The following is an 18,004-nucleotide window of genomic DNA, read 5'->3' as shown; positions in this document are numbered from 1 at the left end:
TGTTACCTGGTATTTCGCCGCCACGCCGCACCTCGTTAACCGGTCGAACAAATCCCTTCGCAAGACGCGATGCACGCGAGCGCGCATCTACCTTCTACGCTGGCTGCCATGTCGTCACCCGCTCTCGGCGAGTTCCTTCGGACCCGGCGAGCCCGCATCCAACCCGCCGCCGTCGGACTGAGCGAATACGGTCGCCGCAGGATGGTCGGACTACGACGCGAGGAAGTCGCCCAGCTGGCCGGAATGAGCGTGGATTACTACACCCGGCTGGAGCGGGGTCGCGGCGAGGACTTCCCCGATTCGGTGCTCGACTCCGTCGCCCGCGCCCTGCGTCTCGACGCTGCCGAGCGCGACCACCTCTACACGCTGGTCCGCCCCGCCGACCCCGACTACAACTACGCCCCGACGATCCGCTCCGGCACCCGACTGCTGCTCGACTCGATCACGACGCCCGCGTTCGTGCTCGGCCGCCACATGGAAGCACTGGCCTGGAATGCCATGGGCGACAAGGTATTCGGTTTCGCGGCCGCCGAATCCGAACGTAATCTGGCTCGCTTCACGGTCCTGCACCCCGACGCGGGCATCTTCTATCCCGACTGGGAGCCGGTCGCCGCGGAGACCGCCGCCTACCTGCGTCGCCAGGTGACCCGCTGCCCGCGCGATCGCCGATTGACCTCGCTCATCGACGAACTCACCGCGGGCAATCCGGTGTTCCACCGCATCTGGTCGATCCAACCCCCGGCGGGTAATTCGCACGGCAACAGACTTATTCACCATCCAGTGGTCGGCCGGATCGAATTCGGATACGAGACATTGAACCTGCCAGGCGATGCGGATCAGATGCTGGTGGTGTACACGGTGGATCCCGGATCGGCCGCCCGCGACGCCGTCGACGCGCTGTCCGCGCGGGAACTGGTCGGCGTCAGCTGACCGGTTCTTGGAGCAAGCCGCGTCTGGATGAGACGCTCGAGGCATGACAATCGAGGAAATCATCGAGTACGTGACCGGCCTCGGTGGAGTGCTGGCCATGCAGCCGACCGAGGGGAGTGAGGCCCCCGAGATCGCCTGGGGCGACACCTTCTTCTACTACGCCCCCGACGGTGTCGTCCCCGCCGGTCAGCCCTTCGCCACCATCGTGACCAAGGACTACCCCGGCGACGAGACCTCCGACCTGAACCGCCCCGGCAGCTTCCGCGTCAACATCGCCGTGAGCAAGACGACCTTCACCGATGCGGCCGCCCCGACCGACGCGAGTCTCGAAGACACCGTCGTCGCCCACCCCCTCTACGCTGCCGCGAACTGGCTCGCGGTGGTGAATCCGGGGGCCGCTACCGACGCGTCAATCCGTGAGATGTTGCGTGAAGCCCACGACCGGGCCCGGGCGCGATCCGAGCGTCGCGCGGCCGAATAGCCCCGTCGACCGCTGACACTTTTCAGTCGCTATTAATTTGCTGATATCGATTTACGCGACGGCTGGTCTTATGGCGGCGGTTATTCCATTCGGCGCGGTACCTTTCAGATACCAACGAAAGGGGAGGTCATGTCAGTACCTATCCGGCCGATGCGGTCATTAGTCGATGTCAGACTCGACTCCGTCGAATTGGTCACCGGTGGATTGCTGTCGATAGCCGCGGCGCTGGCAATGATCGGACCCCTGGTCGCCGCTCTGCTGATCCGCCGCAGCGGCGCGAGCCGAACCGACGCCATGGCCACCCTCCCCCTGATCCTGCTGGCCCTCGCCGTAACCGTGGCCCTCGCCGCCGGCTTCACCATGTTCGCCGTCGCTCGTCGTCGTAGAGGTTCGGAAACCGATGGGGCGTAACCAGATCGGCTATCCTGGTGGCGATCAGGGAGGCCACTCATGCCCATCAAGTTCCGTCAACGCAAATCCTTCGGTCCGCTGAAGTTCAACTTCACCCAAGCGGGCCTGTCGTCCTGGGGCATCAAAATCGGCCCATGGTCCTGGAACTCCCGCACCCGAAAGAACAGCGTCGACCTCCCCGGCCCGCTGAGCTGGCGCCAACGCTGACCCAGCCCGATCGGTTGACACCCACCGCGACCCGCACGGTCGCGGTTATGTCCCGTCGGCTGTAACATTCGCCAGTTGTCATCAGCGCGGCACCGCCGCACATGCATGGGGGAACTGGTTCTGTGTGGAAGTTTTTGATAGAGAGCGCATTCGGGCCCGTGTTCGCGATCGCGGGCGCGGGTCTGATCCTGCTCGTTGTCGCGGCCTATCTGTGGGACGTGGTCGCCGCTGCGGTGCACCGGGTTCGTGATCGTTTCGGGGGAGGCGATCGAGCGGAGGCCGCCGAGCCGATCCGCGAACACGAATCGACCAGCACCCGTCGCACCGCTGAAAGCCGCGACCGTCGGTCAGCTCGTATTGCCGCACGCCGCATCGCTATCCACGCAAAGCAGGCACCGGCTGTGGACGTCGACGGCTAGCGACGTGCGGGGTGGGGCGAACCGGCCACGGTTCAAGGCTCCAGCCCGGCGCGCAGGCGATCGAACGCTCGGCTCGTGCTACCTCGGGCGAGGAACAACCGTGTCGGTTTCGTCCAAGACAGGGTAGGGGAGGGTTCCCTAGGCTGACCGCAGGCAGTTTCCGACGCTCGTATTCAGGAGGATTGTGATGGCACGCGAACTGGTTTACACAGGGTTCATGTCGCTCGATGGTGTGGTCGACTCGCCCGGCGGGAAGGTCGAGGGGCATCGCAGTGGCGGGTGGGTGATGGAGACCGAGTTCGTGCCGGAGGCGTTTTCGCTCAAGGGGGAGGAGCTCGCCGATACCACCGCGCTGATGTTCGGCCGTCGCAGCTACGAGGCGTTCGCCCCGATCTGGCGCGATTCCGAGGATCACGCAGCCTACAAGGATTTGCCCAAATATGTTGTCTCCTCGTCGCTGACCGACGACGCGCTGATCGACGGCTGGGGCGAGATCACCCTCCTGCGCTCGACCGAGGACATCGAAAAGCTCAAGCAGACCGAGGGCGGGCCGATCTACATCCACGGCAGCGCCGCACTGGCAGAAAGTCTTTCGGACGCCGACCTGATCGATCGATACAACCTGCTCGTGTTCCCGGTGCTGCTCGGCGCGGGCAAGAGCCTGTTCGGCCGGGCGGATCGACCCAAACAGCAACTGCGCCTGCGCGACTCGGCGACCTACTCCAACGGCGTCGCCAAGCTCGTCTACGACGTCGTGCGCTGAGTGAGATCCAGCGCGATCACACCACTGCCGCCCTCGCGCAGCTGCCGCGCCGTCCGGCCGACGAATCGGCGCAGCGCGCGGGCGAGGTGGGGCTCGTCGTAGTAGCCGAGCTTGTCGACGACATCGCCCGGCATCTCACCCGCGCTCAGCAGTAGCGCCGCGGTGCGCGCCCGCTCGATCTGACGCACCGCGCCCTGGGTGAGGCCCGTCGCCGCCCGGAATCGACGTTCGAGCGTGCGTTCGGTGATCGCCGGCGCCATGCCGCGCAGTGTGTCGGCGACCAGGGGATCGCGGACCACGACCTCGTGGTCGACGAGCCGCTGAACCAGGGCCTCCGCGTCATCGACGTGCGGAGTCTCCCAGTGGGCGCCGTCCAGCCAGAAACCCCGGTCGGTGACGTCGGGCAGGACGATCCCGCTGTCGACCAGCGTCGTGGCGGTCACCGCGCGCAGCGAGGTACCGACCGCGAACTGGATGCCGACGAAGTCCGCCTCCTCGGGAACGGGCGCGGTGCCGGTGGCGACTTCGGGTCCGGTGACCGCCGCACAGGGCACGCCCTGCTGCTCCCAGAACACCAATCCCCAGGTCTCGGTCGCCACGGAGGTCATCTCCGCGACCTGCTCACTCCGGCAGGTCCAGACCGACTCCACCCACGGCGAGTCCGACCGTCGGGTCTCGAACACCAATCCCACCGCCACGATCCTAATCGCTGCTACGACCATTCGAGCTGATACCAGGGGCGGTCGAGATCGGTACCGAGGGGACTGTGATGCAGTACCGCGGGGTGATGTCGCGCAGCGTGGGCCGTCGATAGGTTGCCGCTTGTGCGAAAGGGGCGCCCGATGCGATCTGTGATGACGGCCGTAGTGCTTGCTCTGGTCTCGGTAGTCAGTGGCTGTGGGGTCGAGCCCGACATCCTGCAACGCGACGTCGATGCGATCGCGGCGCTCGGCACCACTGGAGTACAGGCCAGGGTTGTGGATGTCGCGGCTGGTACCGATCGGTCCCGGGTGGCGGGGCAGTCGGATGCCGTTACTTCGGAACAGGTGTCACCAGTTGGCCATTTCCGGATCGGCAGTCTGACCAAGACGATGGTCGCGACCGTGGTCCTCATGCTGGTCGGCGAGGGGCGTCTCACGCTCGATGACACCGTTCAGCAGTGGGTCCCGGATACGGTGCACGGCAACGGGAACGACGGAGACGGGATCACGGTCCGTCAACTTCTTCAGCACACCAGCGGTATTCATGAAAGCGCGCCCGAAATGGCGACCGTCGACGACTATTACCGGCTTCGCTATCAGGTGCGCGACCCGCGCGAGACCGTGGCATCGGCCATGCGGAACGCACCCGATTTCGCACCGGGCACGGGGTGGTCCTACTCCAACGTCGGCTACGTCCTGTTGGGCATGATCATCGAGCGGGCGGTCGACCGTCCCTGGTACGACGAGGTCCGTGCGCGAATCCTCGAACCGCTCGGGCTGCGAGATACCCACTGGCCCGGTGACACGGCCGTGCTGCCCACCCCGCACGCGAGGGGCTACCAGCAATTCGAGGTCGACGGGCCGCTGATCGACGTCACCGAGTTGGTGGACGCTGACGCCTCCGCTGGCTATCTCTCCACCACCGCCGATGTGGGCACGTTCTATCGAAGCCTCCTCGGCGGCAAGCTGTTACGACCCGAGGAACTGGCGCAGATGAGGAGAACGGTGCCGGTCGACGGCGTGATCGGGCAGGTCTGGCCGGGTGCGGGCTACGGTCTCGGCCTGTTCTCGGTGCCGCTGTCGTGTGGCGGGACCTATTGGATGCACAACGGCGGCCAGACGGGCTTTCTCACCAACGTAGGAGTGACCGAGGACGGTAACCGCAGCGCTGTCGTCTCGCTGTCGGCCACCCTCGCGGTCGGTGAAGATGTCACGCACAGCAAGGGGTTCGCGCAACTGCGCGCGGCGGAAGAATCGGTGGACCACGCGCTCTGCGAAAACCGAGGCGGGTCTGGCGCCGGGCGGTGATCGGGAGCACAGTGGGTGCAAACGAGAGGATCGCCAATGAACGTCCGTACTCGCAGATTCGGCCTCGCCGTGGTGTTCGGTGCCGTGCCGACCATGATCATGGCCGCGCCGCACGCGACCGCCGCGGTCACCGGAGTGAGCGTGGAGCAGCCGGCCGAAGGACTACGTACCGGGTGCGCCTATACGGTGACCGTCGGGGTCGACGCACCGGTTTCCGAGGCAGGCGAGGTGACTGTCGGCATCAGCGGTGGTTCGGTCCCCGGCAACGGTGAGCGGCTCGGGGTCGCCGTCTACCACCCGGAGAACGGCACCGCGACCTTCGAGTGGACCCCGGTGTACTCCGGTAGCCAAAACGTCTTCGCCCAGCAGTTCAAACCCGGGCAGGTCACCTCTACGGGGTACGTGACGGTCGAGGTCGTCGGGCGAGGTGTGAACACCGGAAGCTCCTGCCTACCGCTCCCGTAGGCAGGACACTCGAAACAAGGGCCACAGCGATCCGGTAGTATGCATTTCGTTGGGTAATAGCCAACTGAATGCACACTCTTCGGGAGGTGGTGCTGATGGCTGAGCATCGCAGCACCGTGCTGCCCAGTGAGCTCTGGCGGGCACCGCTTCGAACCCTGCGGCCGCAGGACTTGGCAGGCATCTACGCCCAACCGCGGCCCGAGATCGCACGGCTCGTCGATCGGGGCGTGCTGCACCGCGTTGCTTACGGCTACTACATCATCGTCCCGCCGGACTATGTCGGCCGGACCTGGCTGCCTGGCCTCGAGGCAGCCGCCGCGGGTATTGCATCTTCGATTTACGGGCCGGATCAGGCCATTGTCATGGGAATCAGCGCGGCCCGCGTGCTGGGAGCTGTGCCTCGTGCACTGGCGACCGCGGTTGTCGCGGTTCCGGGCCAGCACCGGCCGATTGCACTGACCGACCGCTCGGCACAGGTCCGGTTCGTCCGCCGCGATACCGAAGCACTCGACGCGGAGCGGGTCGAAACGCAGCTGGGACCGGTGCTGGTCACGACGCCGGAGCAGACCGTGCTCGATCTTGCCCGGCGCCCGGAACTGGGCAACGCTGAGGCAGAGGTTCGTCCGGCGATCGAGTCGCTCTACCGTCGTAGTGATTCGGCGAGACTTGCACAGCTCGCTACGGACCAGCGGCGGGGTGCGGCGCTTCGACGTGCGGAAAGTTGGGTGGGATATGAGCATCGACGAACGTGACGGTGTCGCGGTTCAATTCGGAGTTCCGCCGGAGCAGGTCGAGCGCGACCATCTGATCTCCCATCTGCTAGCGGCAATCAGCCGCGGGTTCGGCGACCGACTGTATTTCATCGATGGAACTGCTCTTGCCCGTACATATCTGGCGAGTGGCAGGCTCAGCGAGGACATCGATCTGGTTGCGCTGGACAACCGAACGGCGCTGGCAGCCGAACTCGACGCTGCTTTGCCGCGATCGGTCGCGCGGACCTACGGTCGGCTGGAATGGGCACCGTCGTTGAGCAATGTCCCGGATACCGGCGCCGCCCACCTTCGCTCCGCATCCGGTGTGTCTGTCAAGATCCAGCTGCTGTCGGCACGTGGCAGACCGGTGTGGCCGACTGAACTCCGCGACCTCGAGCAGCGCTACAGCGATGTGCCACCGGCCGAACTCTCGTGCCCACATTGCCCGCGTTTGTTGCCGGGAAGACCGCAACATGGCACGACAGGCGCGCATCACGCGACCTGTGGGATCTTTGGGCGCTGAACGACATCGGCGCGATCGACGGCGCTGCGGGAGCGTTGTACCGGAGGTACGGCCCGACCAACCGGCTCCCCACCCCGCAATTGTTCGATCGGGCACCGGACGAGGACGACTGGAACGCGCAATTGGCCGGGCAGACTCGACTGGCGATCAGCGCCGAGACCGCGCTGTCCGCGGTTCGAGATGCCTGGGCACGTGTTACGGAGTGATTGTGAAGCGTCGCGTTCACCCCGTCCGGAATTCGGCATGGCCATCAAGTTTGTTTCGCGCCACCCCGCCTCCTCAGGGGCGGACCGCACTCGACTAGCCGATGAGTGGTAGCCGAGCGGCTCGACATTGCGGCGGATCATTACCCGCCTGTGCTCATTTACGGTTCGTCTGCGGGATGGCAGATCACGCGCGAGACGATCACTGAGATCCGCACCAGCACAAACGATGTCGTCGGTGTCATGGCGGTGTTTTGCCCGCGCCGACGGCGGGTTGCGCACCGCGCAGGTTGCTGCCGAACTCGGAATGCTCGGGGATCGGCCGGGAACTGAGGCATTGCGTATGCGCCTCGCGGGAGAAGGCTGGCTCACCCGCCACCAGCCCACCGCAGTATTCACCCTCGCCGACGAGGTCGGGAGTCGCCAGTGATCGACGCCGGCGTGCACCCGTTTCACGTACGCCCATGGCCCGTAGTGGCCCCCAGAGCGCGGAACTGCTGGTAGCGGACGTCGCGTCAAAGCTCGACACTGCTCGGACGGAATTGCTGCTGCGTACTCTCTGCGTACCGGATTGCTTGGAAGGGCTTCGACCTGCGAAAGAACTCAGTCTGACCTGTGCAGACTGTGGTGCCCTCGGCGGGATTCGAACCTGCGACCTGCCCTTTAGGACATGGGGTGGGGCCTCGATGGTCTGTGGTGCCCTCGGCAGGATTCGAACCTGCGACCTACCCTTTAGGAGAGGGTTGCTCTATCCCCTGAGCTACGAAGGCGTGGCAGCCTCGGCTGGCCGAGCTGAGTATAGCGTGGGGCCGAGGTCGGTGGAGTAGGCCCGTTGGGTGGAGATCAGAAGGCGTCGAAACCGCCGCCGCCGCTGTCGAAGCCGCTTCCGCTGTCGAAACCGGTATCGGAGTTGCCGGGGTCGTATCCGCCCTGGTCGTATCCGGGATCGGCGGCGACGTCGCCGGTGCCGTCCTCGAACGCCTGCGCGTCGTAGCCGACCCCGCCCATTCCGGCGAACATCGTCGTGAACAGCAGGGCCGACCCCGCACCCCAGGCTCCCGCGATCAGCGCGGGCTTCCACCACGGCTCGGAGTACCACCCGGCCGGGACGGGGCGACCCGCCACGCGGCCGCCGGGGAAGTAGTTCGGGGTGCCTGCCGAGGGGGAGGGCGACGCGGTGACCGTGCGGCCGTTGTGGGCGACGGTGCGCTTCTCGTCGACCTGGCCTGCGATGTCCTGGCCTGCGATGGCCGGGATCGGCGGACCGGGGTCCATGTCCATCGCGGTGCGGGCGGCGCGAATGTAGTAGAGGCCCTCCAGGGCGGACTGCTTGGCCAGTTGGGCTTGCACGGGCAAGCTCGCGCGGTCGATCTGGCCGCCTGCGGCGTTGTACCGCTCGGACGCGTCGGCCAACGCCTGACGGGCCGCTTCGTTGCTCGGCGACAGCTGGTAGACCTGCCCGCCGAGCCGCTCGATAGTCGCCCTCGCGTCGGCCTGTGCCTCCTCGAGCTCGCGCGCGTTGCGCTTGTTCTGTTCGGCACGCAGGTACAGCAGAGCGCCCACCGACACGATCACGATCACGATCAACCACCACAGCATCGCGTGCCTCATTTCGTCGAGGTCTCGAGATGCTGTTCAGTTTACTGAACAGTTGCCCAAACGCACTAACCGGCGATGATCAGTGCATTACAGATTAGCTACCCTGCCAGATGTCGAGCGATGACCAGGCGCTGGATCTGATTGGTCCCTTCGAAGATCTGCATGACCTTGGCTTCACGCATGTAGCGCTCGACCGGGAAGTCCTGGGTGTAGCCGTAGCCGCCGAAGACCTGGACCGCGTCGGTGGTCACCTTCATGGCCGCATCGGTGGCGACGAGTTTGGCGACCGAGGCCTGCCGGGAGTAGGGCAGGCCGGCGTCGCGGCGGCGGGCGGCGTCGAGGTAGGTGGCGCGGGCGGTGTCGACGGCGGCCGCCATGTCGGCGAGGACGAAGCCGAGGCCCTGATGGTCGATGATCTTGCGGCCGAAGGCTTCTCGTTCCTTGGCGTAGGCCACCGCTTCGTCGAGTGCGCGCTGGGCGACACCGGTGGCGACGGCGGCGATGCCGAGGCGGCCCGCGTCGAGGGCGCTGAAGGCGATCGAAAGTCCCTGTCCCTCTTCGCCGATGCGACGTTGCGCGGGCAGGAAGGCGTCGTCGTAGGCGGCGGTGGTGGTGGGGATGCCACGCAGGCCCATCTTCTCCTCGGGCTTGCCGAAGCTCAGACCCGCGGTGTCGGCGGGGACCAGGAAGCAGGAGATGCCGCGCGAACCCTCGCCGGTGCGGGCGAACAGGGTGTAGAAGTCGGCGCGGCCGCCGTTGGTGATCCAGGCCTTGGTGCCGTTGAGGTTGTAGCCGCCGTCGACGGGGGTGGCGCGGCAGCGCAGCGCGGCCGCGTCGGAACCGGCGTGGGCCTCGGAAAGGCTGTAGGCGCCGATGGTTTCACCCGAGAGCATGCCGTCGAGCCATTGCTGCTTCTGCTCGTCGGTGCCGTAGGTGAACAGCGGATGGCAGGACAGCCCGTGCACGCTCACCGCCACGGCGACGGCGGCCCAGCGGCTCGCGATTTCCTCGAGCACCTGGAGGTACACCTCGTACGGCTGGGCGCCGCCGCCGAAGTCCTCCGGGTACGGCAGGCTGAGCAACCCGGCCGCGCCGAGCGCCGGGAACACGCCGTCCGGGAAGACTCCGGTCTTCTCGCTGTCGGTGACACGCGGCTCGAGCACCTTGTCGGCGATGTCGCGGGTCAGTTCGATCAGCTCGCGTGCCTCGTCGGTGGGCAACATCCGGTCTACAGCCATGCTCATGACAGTACGCTGAGCACTGAATTGCGTGCAACGTGACATGTAATTTTGTAGCCCTATACTGGAGTTATGTCTGCGCTGCCACCGAACAAGCATCAGGAGAAGAGTCTGCGGACCCGGACGCTGCTGCTCGATGCCGCCATCGAGAGTCTGGCCGAGGTCGGCTACGCGGGCGCCTCCATCGCCGACATCACGGCCAGGGCCGGCGTGACACGTGGTGCGCAGCTGCATCAGTTCCACACGCGCGGTGAACTCTTCGCTCAGGCCATCGGCCATCTCACCGATCGTCAGCGAGAAGCGATGCTGCGCAAGGCGAAAGCGATGCCGGACGGCACGTCGGCGGGCGCTGTGCTGGTGGAGTTGGTGACCGCTACCTTCTCGGGCAAGCTCGGTCGTGCCGCGGTGGAGCTGTATGTGGGAATCGCCAACGACGCGGCGCTGCGCCGCGAAATGCTGCGGGTGCAGCACGAACTCACCGTCGAGCTGCTCGACCGCTGTGCCGGGTTGATCGACCCGGCCATCACCGGTGAGCGCTTGGAGAGCACCTTCTGGCTCACCATCAACCTGGTCCGAGGCGCCACTCTCGACGAGATGGTCGGACGTGACCGCGTTCGTCGCAAACAAGTGCTGGCCGACTGGACCGCGCTCGCCGAGATCGCTTTGCGCTGAGCGAATCCGGTCGCGACGGGGCGATCACGCAGGTAACTAATCGCCGGTGGGCAGGGACTCGGCGTAGGTCCTGAGCATGTTTTCGATCAAGGTGAGGATCGAGGCATCCAGGTCCGGGCGGGCATAGACGGGGCGGACGATCGCCTCGCCCGAAAACAGGTGTAGGAGCAGGAAGAAGACGGATTCTCGAAGCTCGTCGGGGAACTGGCTCAGTACGCCGGTCTGCTCGACGCCGTCGACCATCGCGGCGTAGTAGCTCGCCACCGTCGGCTCGATGCGGGCGCGCAATTCGGCATCGGAGCGGGCGGCGAGGTAGATCTCACGCAGCGCGTGGGTGATGTTGGAGGATTGGGCCTCGCGCAGGAATCGCAGGGCGGTGTCGAGCGAATCCTCTTGTGCGCCCAGGTGTTCCATCAGCGCTCGGAACGCGGCGAGTTGGCGAGCGAAGACTTCGTCCGCGGTCCGCACGATCAGGTCCAGCCTGCTGTCGAACTGGCGGAACATCGCGCCGACGGACAGTCCGGCGCGCCCGCAGATTTCTTGGACGGTAGTGCGCTGGTACCCCAGCTCGCCGATCGCCGCGATCGTCGCGTCGACGAGTTTGGCCACCGTCGCGGCACGGCGTTGCTCCTGAGTGCGGCGTGGGCGTGGGGTAGCGGCGGTCATGGCCGATCATCCTGCCGTTCCGGCGGCCGTCGGCGATCCCCGGGGGACGTGATCGTTGACACAGTGGCTCTCCTCGTCCTACAGTCGTCCCACTTAGGAAACAATCACTCTCTTTTATGGTTGGCACACGCCGCCACCTGGGGATTCGAGGAGCCGAATATGAAGATCGCCACCACAGGCAGCACCGGCAGGGTGCTCGCGGGGGCATGCCTGGCGCTGATCGCCGGGCTCACGGTCGCGACCTGCCCCGCCGTGGCGAGTCCGGCCGTGGCGGATCCGGTGCCGGTGGCCCCGCCGCTGCCGTTCCCGGTGCCGCCCGCACCGCCGTTCCTCGACCCCGCCTTCTACAACCCGGACCCGGCCCGGGTGGCCGCGGCCGCACCCGGCGAGATTCTGTCCGCGCGACAGGTGAACCTGGCCAACTTCTGGTTGATACCGATCGACGTGCGCGCCTGGCAGTTGTCCTACCGCAGCACCAATACTCGCGGCGAAGCGATTCCCGCCGTCGCGACGGTGATCGTGCCGCATCGGCCCGCACCGAGCGGGGAGCGCAGTCTGGTCTCCTTCCAGTTCGCCGAGGATTCGTTGTCGCAGAACTGCGCGCCGTCCTACGCCCTGCAGATGGGATCGCTGCCGAATCCGCTCAACAGCGTGATCGGGCTGGAATTCATCGAGGTGCAGTCGATGCTGCAACTCGGGCACGCGGTCGTGGTGCCCGATCATCAGGGCCCCGACGCGGCCTACGCCGTCGGTCCGCTCGGCGGCCGGATCACCCTCGACGGAATTCGCGCCGCGCAGAACTTCGATCGAGCCGGGTTGTCCGGCGCGGCGACCCGCACCGCGATGTGGGGATACTCCGGCGGTGCGATTCCCACCGCGCATGCCGCCGAACTACAGCAGGAGTACGCGCCCGAACTGAACCTGGTCGGCTCGGCGACCGGCGGCCTGCTCGCCGATATCCGGGCCGCCGTGGACTACAACAACGCGACGTCGACCTTCGGCGGCGCCGTTCTCGGCGGGCTGTTCGGTGTCGCTCGCGAATATCCCGAAGTCGACCGATTCATCGACCAGTACATGAACCCGCTCGGCAAGGGTCTGCGAGTGGTGCACGAAGAGCAATGTGTCGCGGTGCAATTCGCGGCGTTCCCGTTCGTGAACATCAAGGGCCTCTTCGACTATCCCGGCGACCCGATGCGCGCTCCCGAAATGCAGACGGTGCTCGACGAACTGACCCTCGGAAACCGTGGTACCCCGACCGCCCCGCTCTACATCTACCAGGCGCCGCTGGACGAGGCGATGCCGATCAACGCCGTCAACAAGCTCTACGACACCTACTGCCAGGATCCGGCCGCGACGGTCTCCTACACCCGCGACCTGTTCAGCGAACACGGCATCGCGGCTGTCTCGGGCGCGGGCTCGGTCGCGATGTGGCTGAACGACCGACTCAACGGCGTGCCTGCACCGGCGGGCTGCCATAACCGCGATGTATACAGCCAGATTCTCGATCCCGGTGCCTTCGACGCGTTCGTCGGCGCCCTCGGCCAGACGCTCGCGTCGGCACTGGGCATGTCGGTCTGACGAACCTCGGATCGGTGGTTACGGGGGACCGCGGTCGGCGATCTATTATCTGCGCATGAATGCAGATGACCGCTCGCCGCTGGCCGAAGATCAGGTGGGCTTGGTGGTCGAGGTGTTCCGCATGCTGGCCGACCCGACGCGAGTCCAGGTCCTGTGGGCGCTTGCCGACAATGAACTCTCGGTGAACGAACTGGCGAACCGGGTCGGCAAGCCGGGGCCCTCGGTGTCCCAGCATCTGGCGAAACTGCGCATGGCCCGTCTCGTGCGAACCCGCCGAGAGGGCACGACCATCTTCTACAGCCTCGACAACGACCACGTCCGCAGGCTGGTAGTCGACGCTGTGCACAACGCCGAACACGCAGGCCCGGGCGTGCCGTCGCACCATAGTGGCCCCGATGGTCAGCCGCCCCATGAAGCGCCTCCTGGTTCGCGATGACCAGCCGACCTGCAGGAATGTTGTCGGAGGAAACGATTGCGAGGTTCAAACCTTTCGGTAACATCCGGTGTGACGTGGCTCATGCCACGGCAGGGACTTGAAGGAGCACCGATGCTGAGCACCATGCAGGACGACCAGCTCTCGCTGGCCAAACTGCTCAACTATGCCGCAACTTTCCAGGGCGATTCGACTGTGTCCACATGGACCGGTGACGGTGTTCGCACCATGACCTACCGCGAGCTGGGTGCGGATTCGGCTCGGCTGGCCAACGCGCTGCGTGGGCTCGGCATCGAAGAGGGCGACCGCGTCGGCACCTTCATGTGGAACAACAACGAGCACATGGTCGCTTACATCGCGGTGCCCGCGATGGGCTCGGTGCTGCACGCGCTCAACATCCGGCTGTTCCCCGAGCAGCTGGTCTTCGTCGCCAATCACGCCGAGGACAAGGTGGTGCTCGTCGACGGCACGCTGCTGCCGCTGTTCGCGCAGTACCTACCGAACCTGAAGACCGTGAAGCACGTGATCGTCGTCAACGGCGATGCCGCCGCGCTCACCGCGCCCGACGGCGTGACGGTGCACTCCTATCGCGAGCTGCTCGACGCCCAGTCCGCCGACTTCGACTTCCCCGTCGTCGACGAACGCTCCGCTGCCGCAATGTGTTACACCTCCGGCACCACGGGCGACCCGAAGGGCGTCGTCTACTCGCACCGCTCCAACTGGCTGCACGCCATGCAGGTGAACTCGCCCAACGGCATGGGTTTCCAGGGCTCGGACTACGTGCTGGCGATCGTGCCGCTGTTCCACGCCAACGCGTGGGGCCTGCCGTACGCGGCGCTGATGTCGGGCGCGAACGTCCTGATGCCGGACCGCTTCCTGCAGCCGGGCCCGCTGCTGGAGATGATGGCGGCCGAGAAGCCGACCTTCGCCGCCGCGGTGCCCACCATCTGGGGCGGCGTGCTGGCCGCGCTGGCCGCCGCGCCGCAGGACATCTCGCACCTTCGCACCGCCGTGGTCGGCGGTTCCGCGGTGCCGCCCGCGATGATGCGCGCGTTCGAGGAGAAGCACGGCGTGCGCATCCTGCACGCGTGGGGCATGACCGAGACCTCCCCGCTGGGCAGCGTCGCGCACGCGCCCTCCGGTGTCAGTGAGGACGAGGCCTGGGAATACCGCTACACCCAGGGCCGCTTCCCGGCCAACGTCGAGGCCCGTCTGGTCGGCGACGACGGCAAGGTCGTGCCGAACGACGGTGAGTCCCTCGGCGAGCTCGAGGTCCGCGGCGCGTGGATCACCGGCTCCTACTACTCGCCCACCGGCGCGGAGATCGACCCGGACAAGTTCGACGACGGCTGGTTGCGCACCGGCGATGTCGGCAAGATCAGCCCCAACGGCTACCTCACGCTGGTCGACCGCTCCAAGGACGTCATCAAGTCCGGCGGCGAGTGGATCTCCTCGGTGGACCTGGAGAACTCGGTGATGGGCCACCCGGCCGTCGCCGAGGCCGCCGTCATCGGTGTGCCCGACGAGAAGTGGGACGAGCGCCCGCTGGTCGCCATCGTGCTCGCCGAAGGCGCGGCCGCCGAGGCCGCCGAACTGCGTGACTACCTGGCCGACAAGTTCGCCAAGTGGCAGCTGCCCGAGCGCTGGACCTTCATCGCCGAGGTCCCGAAGACCAGCGTCGGCAAGTTCGACAAGAAGCGCCTGCGCGCCCAGTACGCCGAAGGCGAGCTCGACGTCGTCACGGTGTAATCGGAGCGCTGGCGCGCTCGAATCGCGGCCCTTCGGGCCGCGATGAAGTAGCAGCAAGAAAGGCGGGCGTGGAATCGCTTCCACGCCCGCCTTTGTGCTGCAATAGCAGCCGCCGAAAAATCAGCAGTTGCGCAGCTCGGGGCTCTGGTTCAGGAGCTGGGCGCGCGGGCTGATGTAGCGGGTGTAGGTCTCCCCGCCGACGGCCGACAGCGGGAACGCCGCGACCCGGTGGCAGTTCTGGAAGGCCAGCTTCACACCGAAATGCCGCTCTAATCCACCACGAATGGCATCGGAGGCCAGGGCGCGCAGGAGCTGACCGCGGGCCACCTCGTCCGGCGGCGGCACCCGATTGTCGGCGTATTCATCGGTGCCGGTGCGCAGGTCGTCCGCGACCCGGCTCACCACCTCCCATGCGTAAGGCAGTGAGGTACGGACACATTCGACGAATTCGGCGTCGTCGATATCGCCCTTTTCGGCGCGTTCGAGTAGTGCGGCGGGAACATCGAGGGACATGGCGCTCTCCTCCTGCTTGGGGGGTGGTCGGCGGGATGCGATGCCAGGTCCGAGTCTAAACGAAATTCGTTGTCAATAACCCTGAATTCGTTCCGAAAGTGCTTTTCGGAGTGCGCTTTTCGCGTCGGCGGCCAGGTCGGTGACCAGTTCGCTTGCCGGTTGCCCGGTGCTCAGCGAATGAGCTTGCCCCGCCCACAGATTCACTTCGTCGGTGTTGCCGCCCGCTCGCGCGGCGGCCCGCAACGGGGCAGTGGCGTAATGAATTTCGGGGTAGGCCGCCGGTGCGTCGGCGGTGTGTTCGACGAGGAAACGGTTGCGGATGCCGCGGGCGCGACGTCCGGTGAACGCGCGCGTCAGCATCGTCGGTTCCGGCGTGCCGATCGCACCGCGGTGCACGGCGTTGGTGCCCGCTTCGGGGCAGCGCAGCAGCGCGGTGCCGATCTGCGCCGCCGACGCACCGGCCGCCAGCACCCCGGCCACCCCGGCGCCCGTGGCGATCCCGCCCGCCGCGACAAGCGGACGTGAGGTGACGGCGGTGAGCAACTGGATCAGGGTCAGCAGACCGGGCGGGTCGATGGGGTCGTCGGCGGGGTCGTCGAGGAAGGTCGCGCGATGGCCGCCCGCCTCGGCGCCCTGGGCGATCAACACATCGGCGCCCGCGTCGACGGCGATCAGTGCCTCGGCGGGCGAGGTGACCGTCACCCACACCTCCGAGCCGACCGCGTGCAGCCGGTCCACCTCCACCGCGGTGGGGCAGCCGAAGGTCGTCGAGACCACCGCTACCGGATCGGCCACCAGCAGATCGAGCTTGTCGGCCCATCCGTCGGTGTCGTGCTCGGGGGTGCCGAGCGGGAACTCGGCGCCGAGTTCGGCGAGGTAGGTGGCATAGACAGCCGGATCTGCCACCGCCCCTGGCGCGAACAGATTCACGCCGAACGGCGCCGCGGTGGCAGCTCTCGTCGCCTCGATCTGCGCGGCCACCGCCTCGGTGCCGAGGTATCCGGCGGCTAACTGTCCGAACCCGCCCGCGGCCGCCACGGCGACCACCAACTCGGGTGTGGACGGGCCGCCGGCCATGGGCGCGGCAACGATGGGGGCAGTCAAGGTCTCGATCACCATGGGTCGAGTCTGGTCCGTCGGGGCCGTGTTCAGGCCCGGTGACAGCCCGTGTGATGGGTCGGACACCGTGATTGTTACTGTGCGGCACGTCATCTACCTGCGTTTTCGTGACAGAAGGTTGCGGAATGGTCACGGCCGGGTAGAGTTCCCGTCACAACGTATGCCGAACCGTTACACATAGTTCGACAGTGGAGAACGCCCAGGTGGTCTCCGGGCCGGTCGCAGACCGGCTTCGTTTCCTTGTTGTCGGACGCTAGGACGAGATCTTGTCGCAGCACCGTGTGGGTCCCGAATCCATCTCCGTGCAGGCCCTGCTTGCACACGCGGATGGCCGGAGCCCGAGCAGGAGCAGGCACCGCGCCGAGGCATCGCGTTCGGATCGTGTGCGCGTCGCCGCGAGTGCCGCGGTCGCCGCCGGCGCGCTGGTCGGCGTCACCGCTCAGATCGCCCCGGCCCTGGCCTTCGCCGCGCCGCTGCTGCCGACCCACGACGACAGCGTCGCGGAATCGGTCGCCCCCGAGTCGGCGCGCCAGGATGTCGACCTGGTCGCCGCGCAGGAAGTCGCCGCGCATGTCGAGACCGCCCCGGTGAGTGCGATCGCCGCGCCGATCGCCGCCCCCGTGGCCGCGCCCTTCGGCATCGGCAACCTGCCCCCCGAGATCTCCGGCCCGCTGTCGCAGGTCGAGGACATCCTGCAGGGCATCCAGCACCAGGTCGCGCCGCCGCAGGCCGCACGCCCGGTCGCCGGCCCGATCAGCTCCGGCTTCGGCGCCCGCTGGGGCGCCATGCACTACGGCCTCGACTTCGCCGACTCGATCGGCGCCCCGATCAAGTCCGTGTCCAGCGGCACCGTGATCGAGGCGGGCCCGGCGTCGGGCTTCGGCCTGTGGGTGCGGGTGCTGCACGACGACGGCACCACCGGCGTCTACGGACATGTCAACGACATGCTCGTCAGCGAGGGCCAGCGGGTCAACGCGGGCGATGTCATCGCGACCGTCGGCAACCGCGGTCAGTCCACCGGCCCGCACCTGCACCTCGAGATCTGGGATCAGGGCGGCAGCAAGATGGACCCGATGCCGTACCTCGCCGCCAAGGGTGTCCCGCTGGAGTGGGGCCCTTCCGCGCACTGAGCGGTGTGAGCGCGGAGCTTTCTCCGCAGAGCGAGTGACGGTGGTTCTTATGAGCCCCGTCACTTTGCTGTTGAAGCGGCAACACGTGCGCGGGCCGATCCGATAGTCCTCTGGGCCCCGAGTACCGGGGGCACGCTGACTCGG

21 protein-coding genes, 1 tRNA gene and 1 pseudogene are annotated in these 18,004 nt (G+C 66.8%); 16 read left to right on the top strand and 7 right to left on the bottom strand.

The genetic code is table 11. From position 1 onward, the window contains the following. Positions 1-108: 108 nt before the first annotated feature. The 6 genes from ASD42_RS19215 (at position 109) to ASD42_RS19195 (ending at position 3,211) form a co-directional block, all read left to right on the top strand. Positions 109-930, top strand: coding sequence for a helix-turn-helix transcriptional regulator (locus ASD42_RS19215; RefSeq protein ID WP_056818539.1), 822 nt, complete (start codon positions 109-111; stop codon positions 928-930). Positions 931-973: 43 nt separating this feature from the next. Continuing rightward, positions 974-1,411 (top strand): DUF6194 family protein, encoded by a 438-nt coding sequence (locus tag ASD42_RS19210; RefSeq protein WP_056818537.1) that lies wholly within the window; start codon positions 974-976, stop codon positions 1,409-1,411. A gap of 129 nt (positions 1,412-1,540) precedes the next feature. Then, positions 1,541-1,822 carry a hypothetical protein gene (locus ASD42_RS19205; protein ID WP_162256216.1) on the top strand — a complete coding sequence of 94 codons (282 nt, stop codon included), beginning with the start codon at positions 1,541-1,543 and terminating at the stop codon, positions 1,820-1,822. Positions 1,823-1,861: 39 nt separating this feature from the next. Continuing rightward, on the top strand, positions 1,862-2,029 hold the full coding sequence (locus ASD42_RS33905; RefSeq protein ID WP_082843603.1) for a DUF4236 domain-containing protein: 168 nt from the start codon (positions 1,862-1,864) through the stop codon (positions 2,027-2,029). A 158-nt stretch (positions 2,030-2,187) separates the two neighbouring features. After that, the gene (locus tag ASD42_RS19200) at positions 2,188-2,448 is read left to right on the top strand and encodes a hypothetical protein (RefSeq protein ID WP_056818533.1); all 261 of its coding nucleotides are present in this window, start codon (positions 2,188-2,190) and stop codon (positions 2,446-2,448) included. Positions 2,449-2,635: 187 nt separating this feature from the next. Continuing rightward, complete coding sequence (locus ASD42_RS19195; protein ID WP_056818531.1) at positions 2,636-3,211, top strand: dihydrofolate reductase family protein; 576 nt, start codon at positions 2,636-2,638, stop codon at positions 3,209-3,211. On the opposite strand, the gene ASD42_RS19190 is transcribed toward ASD42_RS19195, so the two are convergent. Then, entirely contained in the window at positions 3,193-3,903 is a 711-nt protein-coding gene (locus ASD42_RS19190; RefSeq protein ID WP_056819280.1) for a helix-turn-helix domain-containing protein, read from the bottom strand. The genes ASD42_RS19195 and ASD42_RS19190 overlap by 19 nt on opposite strands. A 150-nt stretch (positions 3,904-4,053) precedes the next feature. Here ASD42_RS19190 and ASD42_RS19185 point away from each other — a divergent pair, with 150 nt between their 5' ends. From ASD42_RS19185 to ASD42_RS34450, 5 genes and pseudogenes are all read left to right on the top strand, one after another. Beyond that, entirely contained in the window at positions 4,054-5,220 is a 1,167-nt protein-coding gene (locus tag ASD42_RS19185) for a serine hydrolase domain-containing protein (protein WP_056818529.1), read from the top strand. A 36-nt stretch (positions 5,221-5,256) separates the two neighbouring features. Further along, a complete protein-coding gene (locus ASD42_RS19180) occupies positions 5,257-5,685 on the top strand; it encodes a hypothetical protein (protein WP_056818527.1) in 429 nt (142 codons plus the stop codon). 95 nt (positions 5,686-5,780) lie between these two features. After that, on the top strand, positions 5,781-6,437 hold the full coding sequence (locus tag ASD42_RS19175; RefSeq protein ID WP_056819278.1) for a type IV toxin-antitoxin system AbiEi family antitoxin domain-containing protein: 657 nt from the start codon (positions 5,781-5,783) through the stop codon (positions 6,435-6,437). Beyond that, positions 6,418-7,166 (top strand): annotated as a pseudogene (locus ASD42_RS19170) (nucleotidyl transferase AbiEii/AbiGii toxin family protein). Before ASD42_RS19175 ends, ASD42_RS19170 begins: the two are co-directional and overlap by 20 nt. Positions 7,167-7,401: 235 nt before the next feature. Beyond that, positions 7,402-7,593, top strand: coding sequence for a hypothetical protein (locus tag ASD42_RS34450; protein ID WP_156677506.1), 192 nt, complete (start codon positions 7,402-7,404; stop codon positions 7,591-7,593). Positions 7,594-7,857: 264 nt separating this feature from the next. On the opposite strand, the gene ASD42_RS19165 is transcribed toward ASD42_RS34450, so the two are convergent. The 3 genes from ASD42_RS19165 to ASD42_RS19155 all read right to left on the bottom strand — a co-directional run bounded on the left by ASD42_RS19165 (position 7,858) and on the right by ASD42_RS19155 (position 10,000). Beyond that, positions 7,858-7,933 (bottom strand) — tRNA-Arg (locus tag ASD42_RS19165). 73 nt (positions 7,934-8,006) lie between these two features. Beyond that, positions 8,007-8,762: a hypothetical protein gene (locus ASD42_RS19160; RefSeq protein WP_056819276.1), complete on the bottom strand. Its 756-nt coding sequence runs from the start codon at positions 8,760-8,762 to the stop codon at positions 8,007-8,009. A gap of 98 nt (positions 8,763-8,860) precedes the next feature. Further along, complete coding sequence (locus ASD42_RS19155; protein ID WP_056819274.1) at positions 8,861-10,000, bottom strand: acyl-CoA dehydrogenase family protein; 1,140 nt, start codon at positions 9,998-10,000, stop codon at positions 8,861-8,863. 72 nt (positions 10,001-10,072) lie between these two features. On the opposite strand from ASD42_RS19155, the gene ASD42_RS19150 reads away from it, so the two are divergent. Then, complete coding sequence (locus tag ASD42_RS19150) at positions 10,073-10,672, top strand: TetR/AcrR family transcriptional regulator (RefSeq protein WP_056818525.1); 600 nt, start codon at positions 10,073-10,075, stop codon at positions 10,670-10,672. Between the two features lie 36 nt (positions 10,673-10,708). Here the strand turns inward: ASD42_RS19150 and ASD42_RS19145 are convergent, their stop codons facing one another. Next, complete coding sequence (locus ASD42_RS19145) at positions 10,709-11,338, bottom strand: TetR/AcrR family transcriptional regulator (RefSeq protein WP_056818522.1); 630 nt, start codon at positions 11,336-11,338, stop codon at positions 10,709-10,711. Between the two features lie 159 nt (positions 11,339-11,497). On the opposite strand from ASD42_RS19145, the gene ASD42_RS19140 reads away from it, so the two are divergent. From ASD42_RS19140 to ASD42_RS19130, 3 genes are all read left to right on the top strand, one after another. After that, on the top strand, positions 11,498-12,916 hold the full coding sequence (locus ASD42_RS19140) for a lipase family protein (protein ID WP_056818520.1): 1,419 nt from the start codon (positions 11,498-11,500) through the stop codon (positions 12,914-12,916). A 55-nt stretch (positions 12,917-12,971) separates the two neighbouring features. After that, on the top strand, positions 12,972-13,352 hold the full coding sequence (locus tag ASD42_RS19135) for an ArsR/SmtB family transcription factor (RefSeq protein WP_056818518.1): 381 nt from the start codon (positions 12,972-12,974) through the stop codon (positions 13,350-13,352). A 111-nt stretch (positions 13,353-13,463) separates the two neighbouring features. Beyond that, positions 13,464-15,098: a long-chain fatty acid--CoA ligase gene (locus tag ASD42_RS19130; RefSeq protein WP_056818516.1), complete on the top strand. Its 1,635-nt coding sequence runs from the start codon at positions 13,464-13,466 to the stop codon at positions 15,096-15,098. A gap of 120 nt (positions 15,099-15,218) precedes the next feature. On the opposite strand, the gene ASD42_RS19125 is transcribed toward ASD42_RS19130, so the two are convergent. Together ASD42_RS19125 and ASD42_RS19120 are read right to left on the bottom strand one after the other, a co-directional pair. Further along, positions 15,219-15,611 (bottom strand): SCO5389 family protein, encoded by a 393-nt coding sequence (locus ASD42_RS19125; RefSeq protein ID WP_056818514.1) that lies wholly within the window; start codon positions 15,609-15,611, stop codon positions 15,219-15,221. 72 nt (positions 15,612-15,683) lie between these two features. Further along, positions 15,684-16,730, bottom strand: coding sequence for an NAD(P)H-dependent flavin oxidoreductase (locus tag ASD42_RS19120; RefSeq protein WP_084787200.1), 1,047 nt, complete (start codon positions 16,728-16,730; stop codon positions 15,684-15,686). A 383-nt stretch (positions 16,731-17,113) separates the two neighbouring features. On the opposite strand from ASD42_RS19120, the gene ASD42_RS19115 reads away from it, so the two are divergent. Next, a complete protein-coding gene (locus ASD42_RS19115; RefSeq protein WP_063893672.1) occupies positions 17,114-17,860 on the top strand; it encodes a M23 family metallopeptidase in 747 nt (248 codons plus the stop codon). The last annotated feature ends 144 nt before the right edge of the window (positions 17,861-18,004 follow it).

Origin of the sequence: Nocardia sp. Root136, from assembly GCF_001427185.1 — a bacterium.
Classification (GTDB): domain Bacteria; phylum Actinomycetota; class Actinomycetes; order Mycobacteriales; family Mycobacteriaceae; genus Nocardia; species Nocardia salmonicida.
This window is presented reverse-complemented; position numbering and strand designations above follow the sequence as displayed.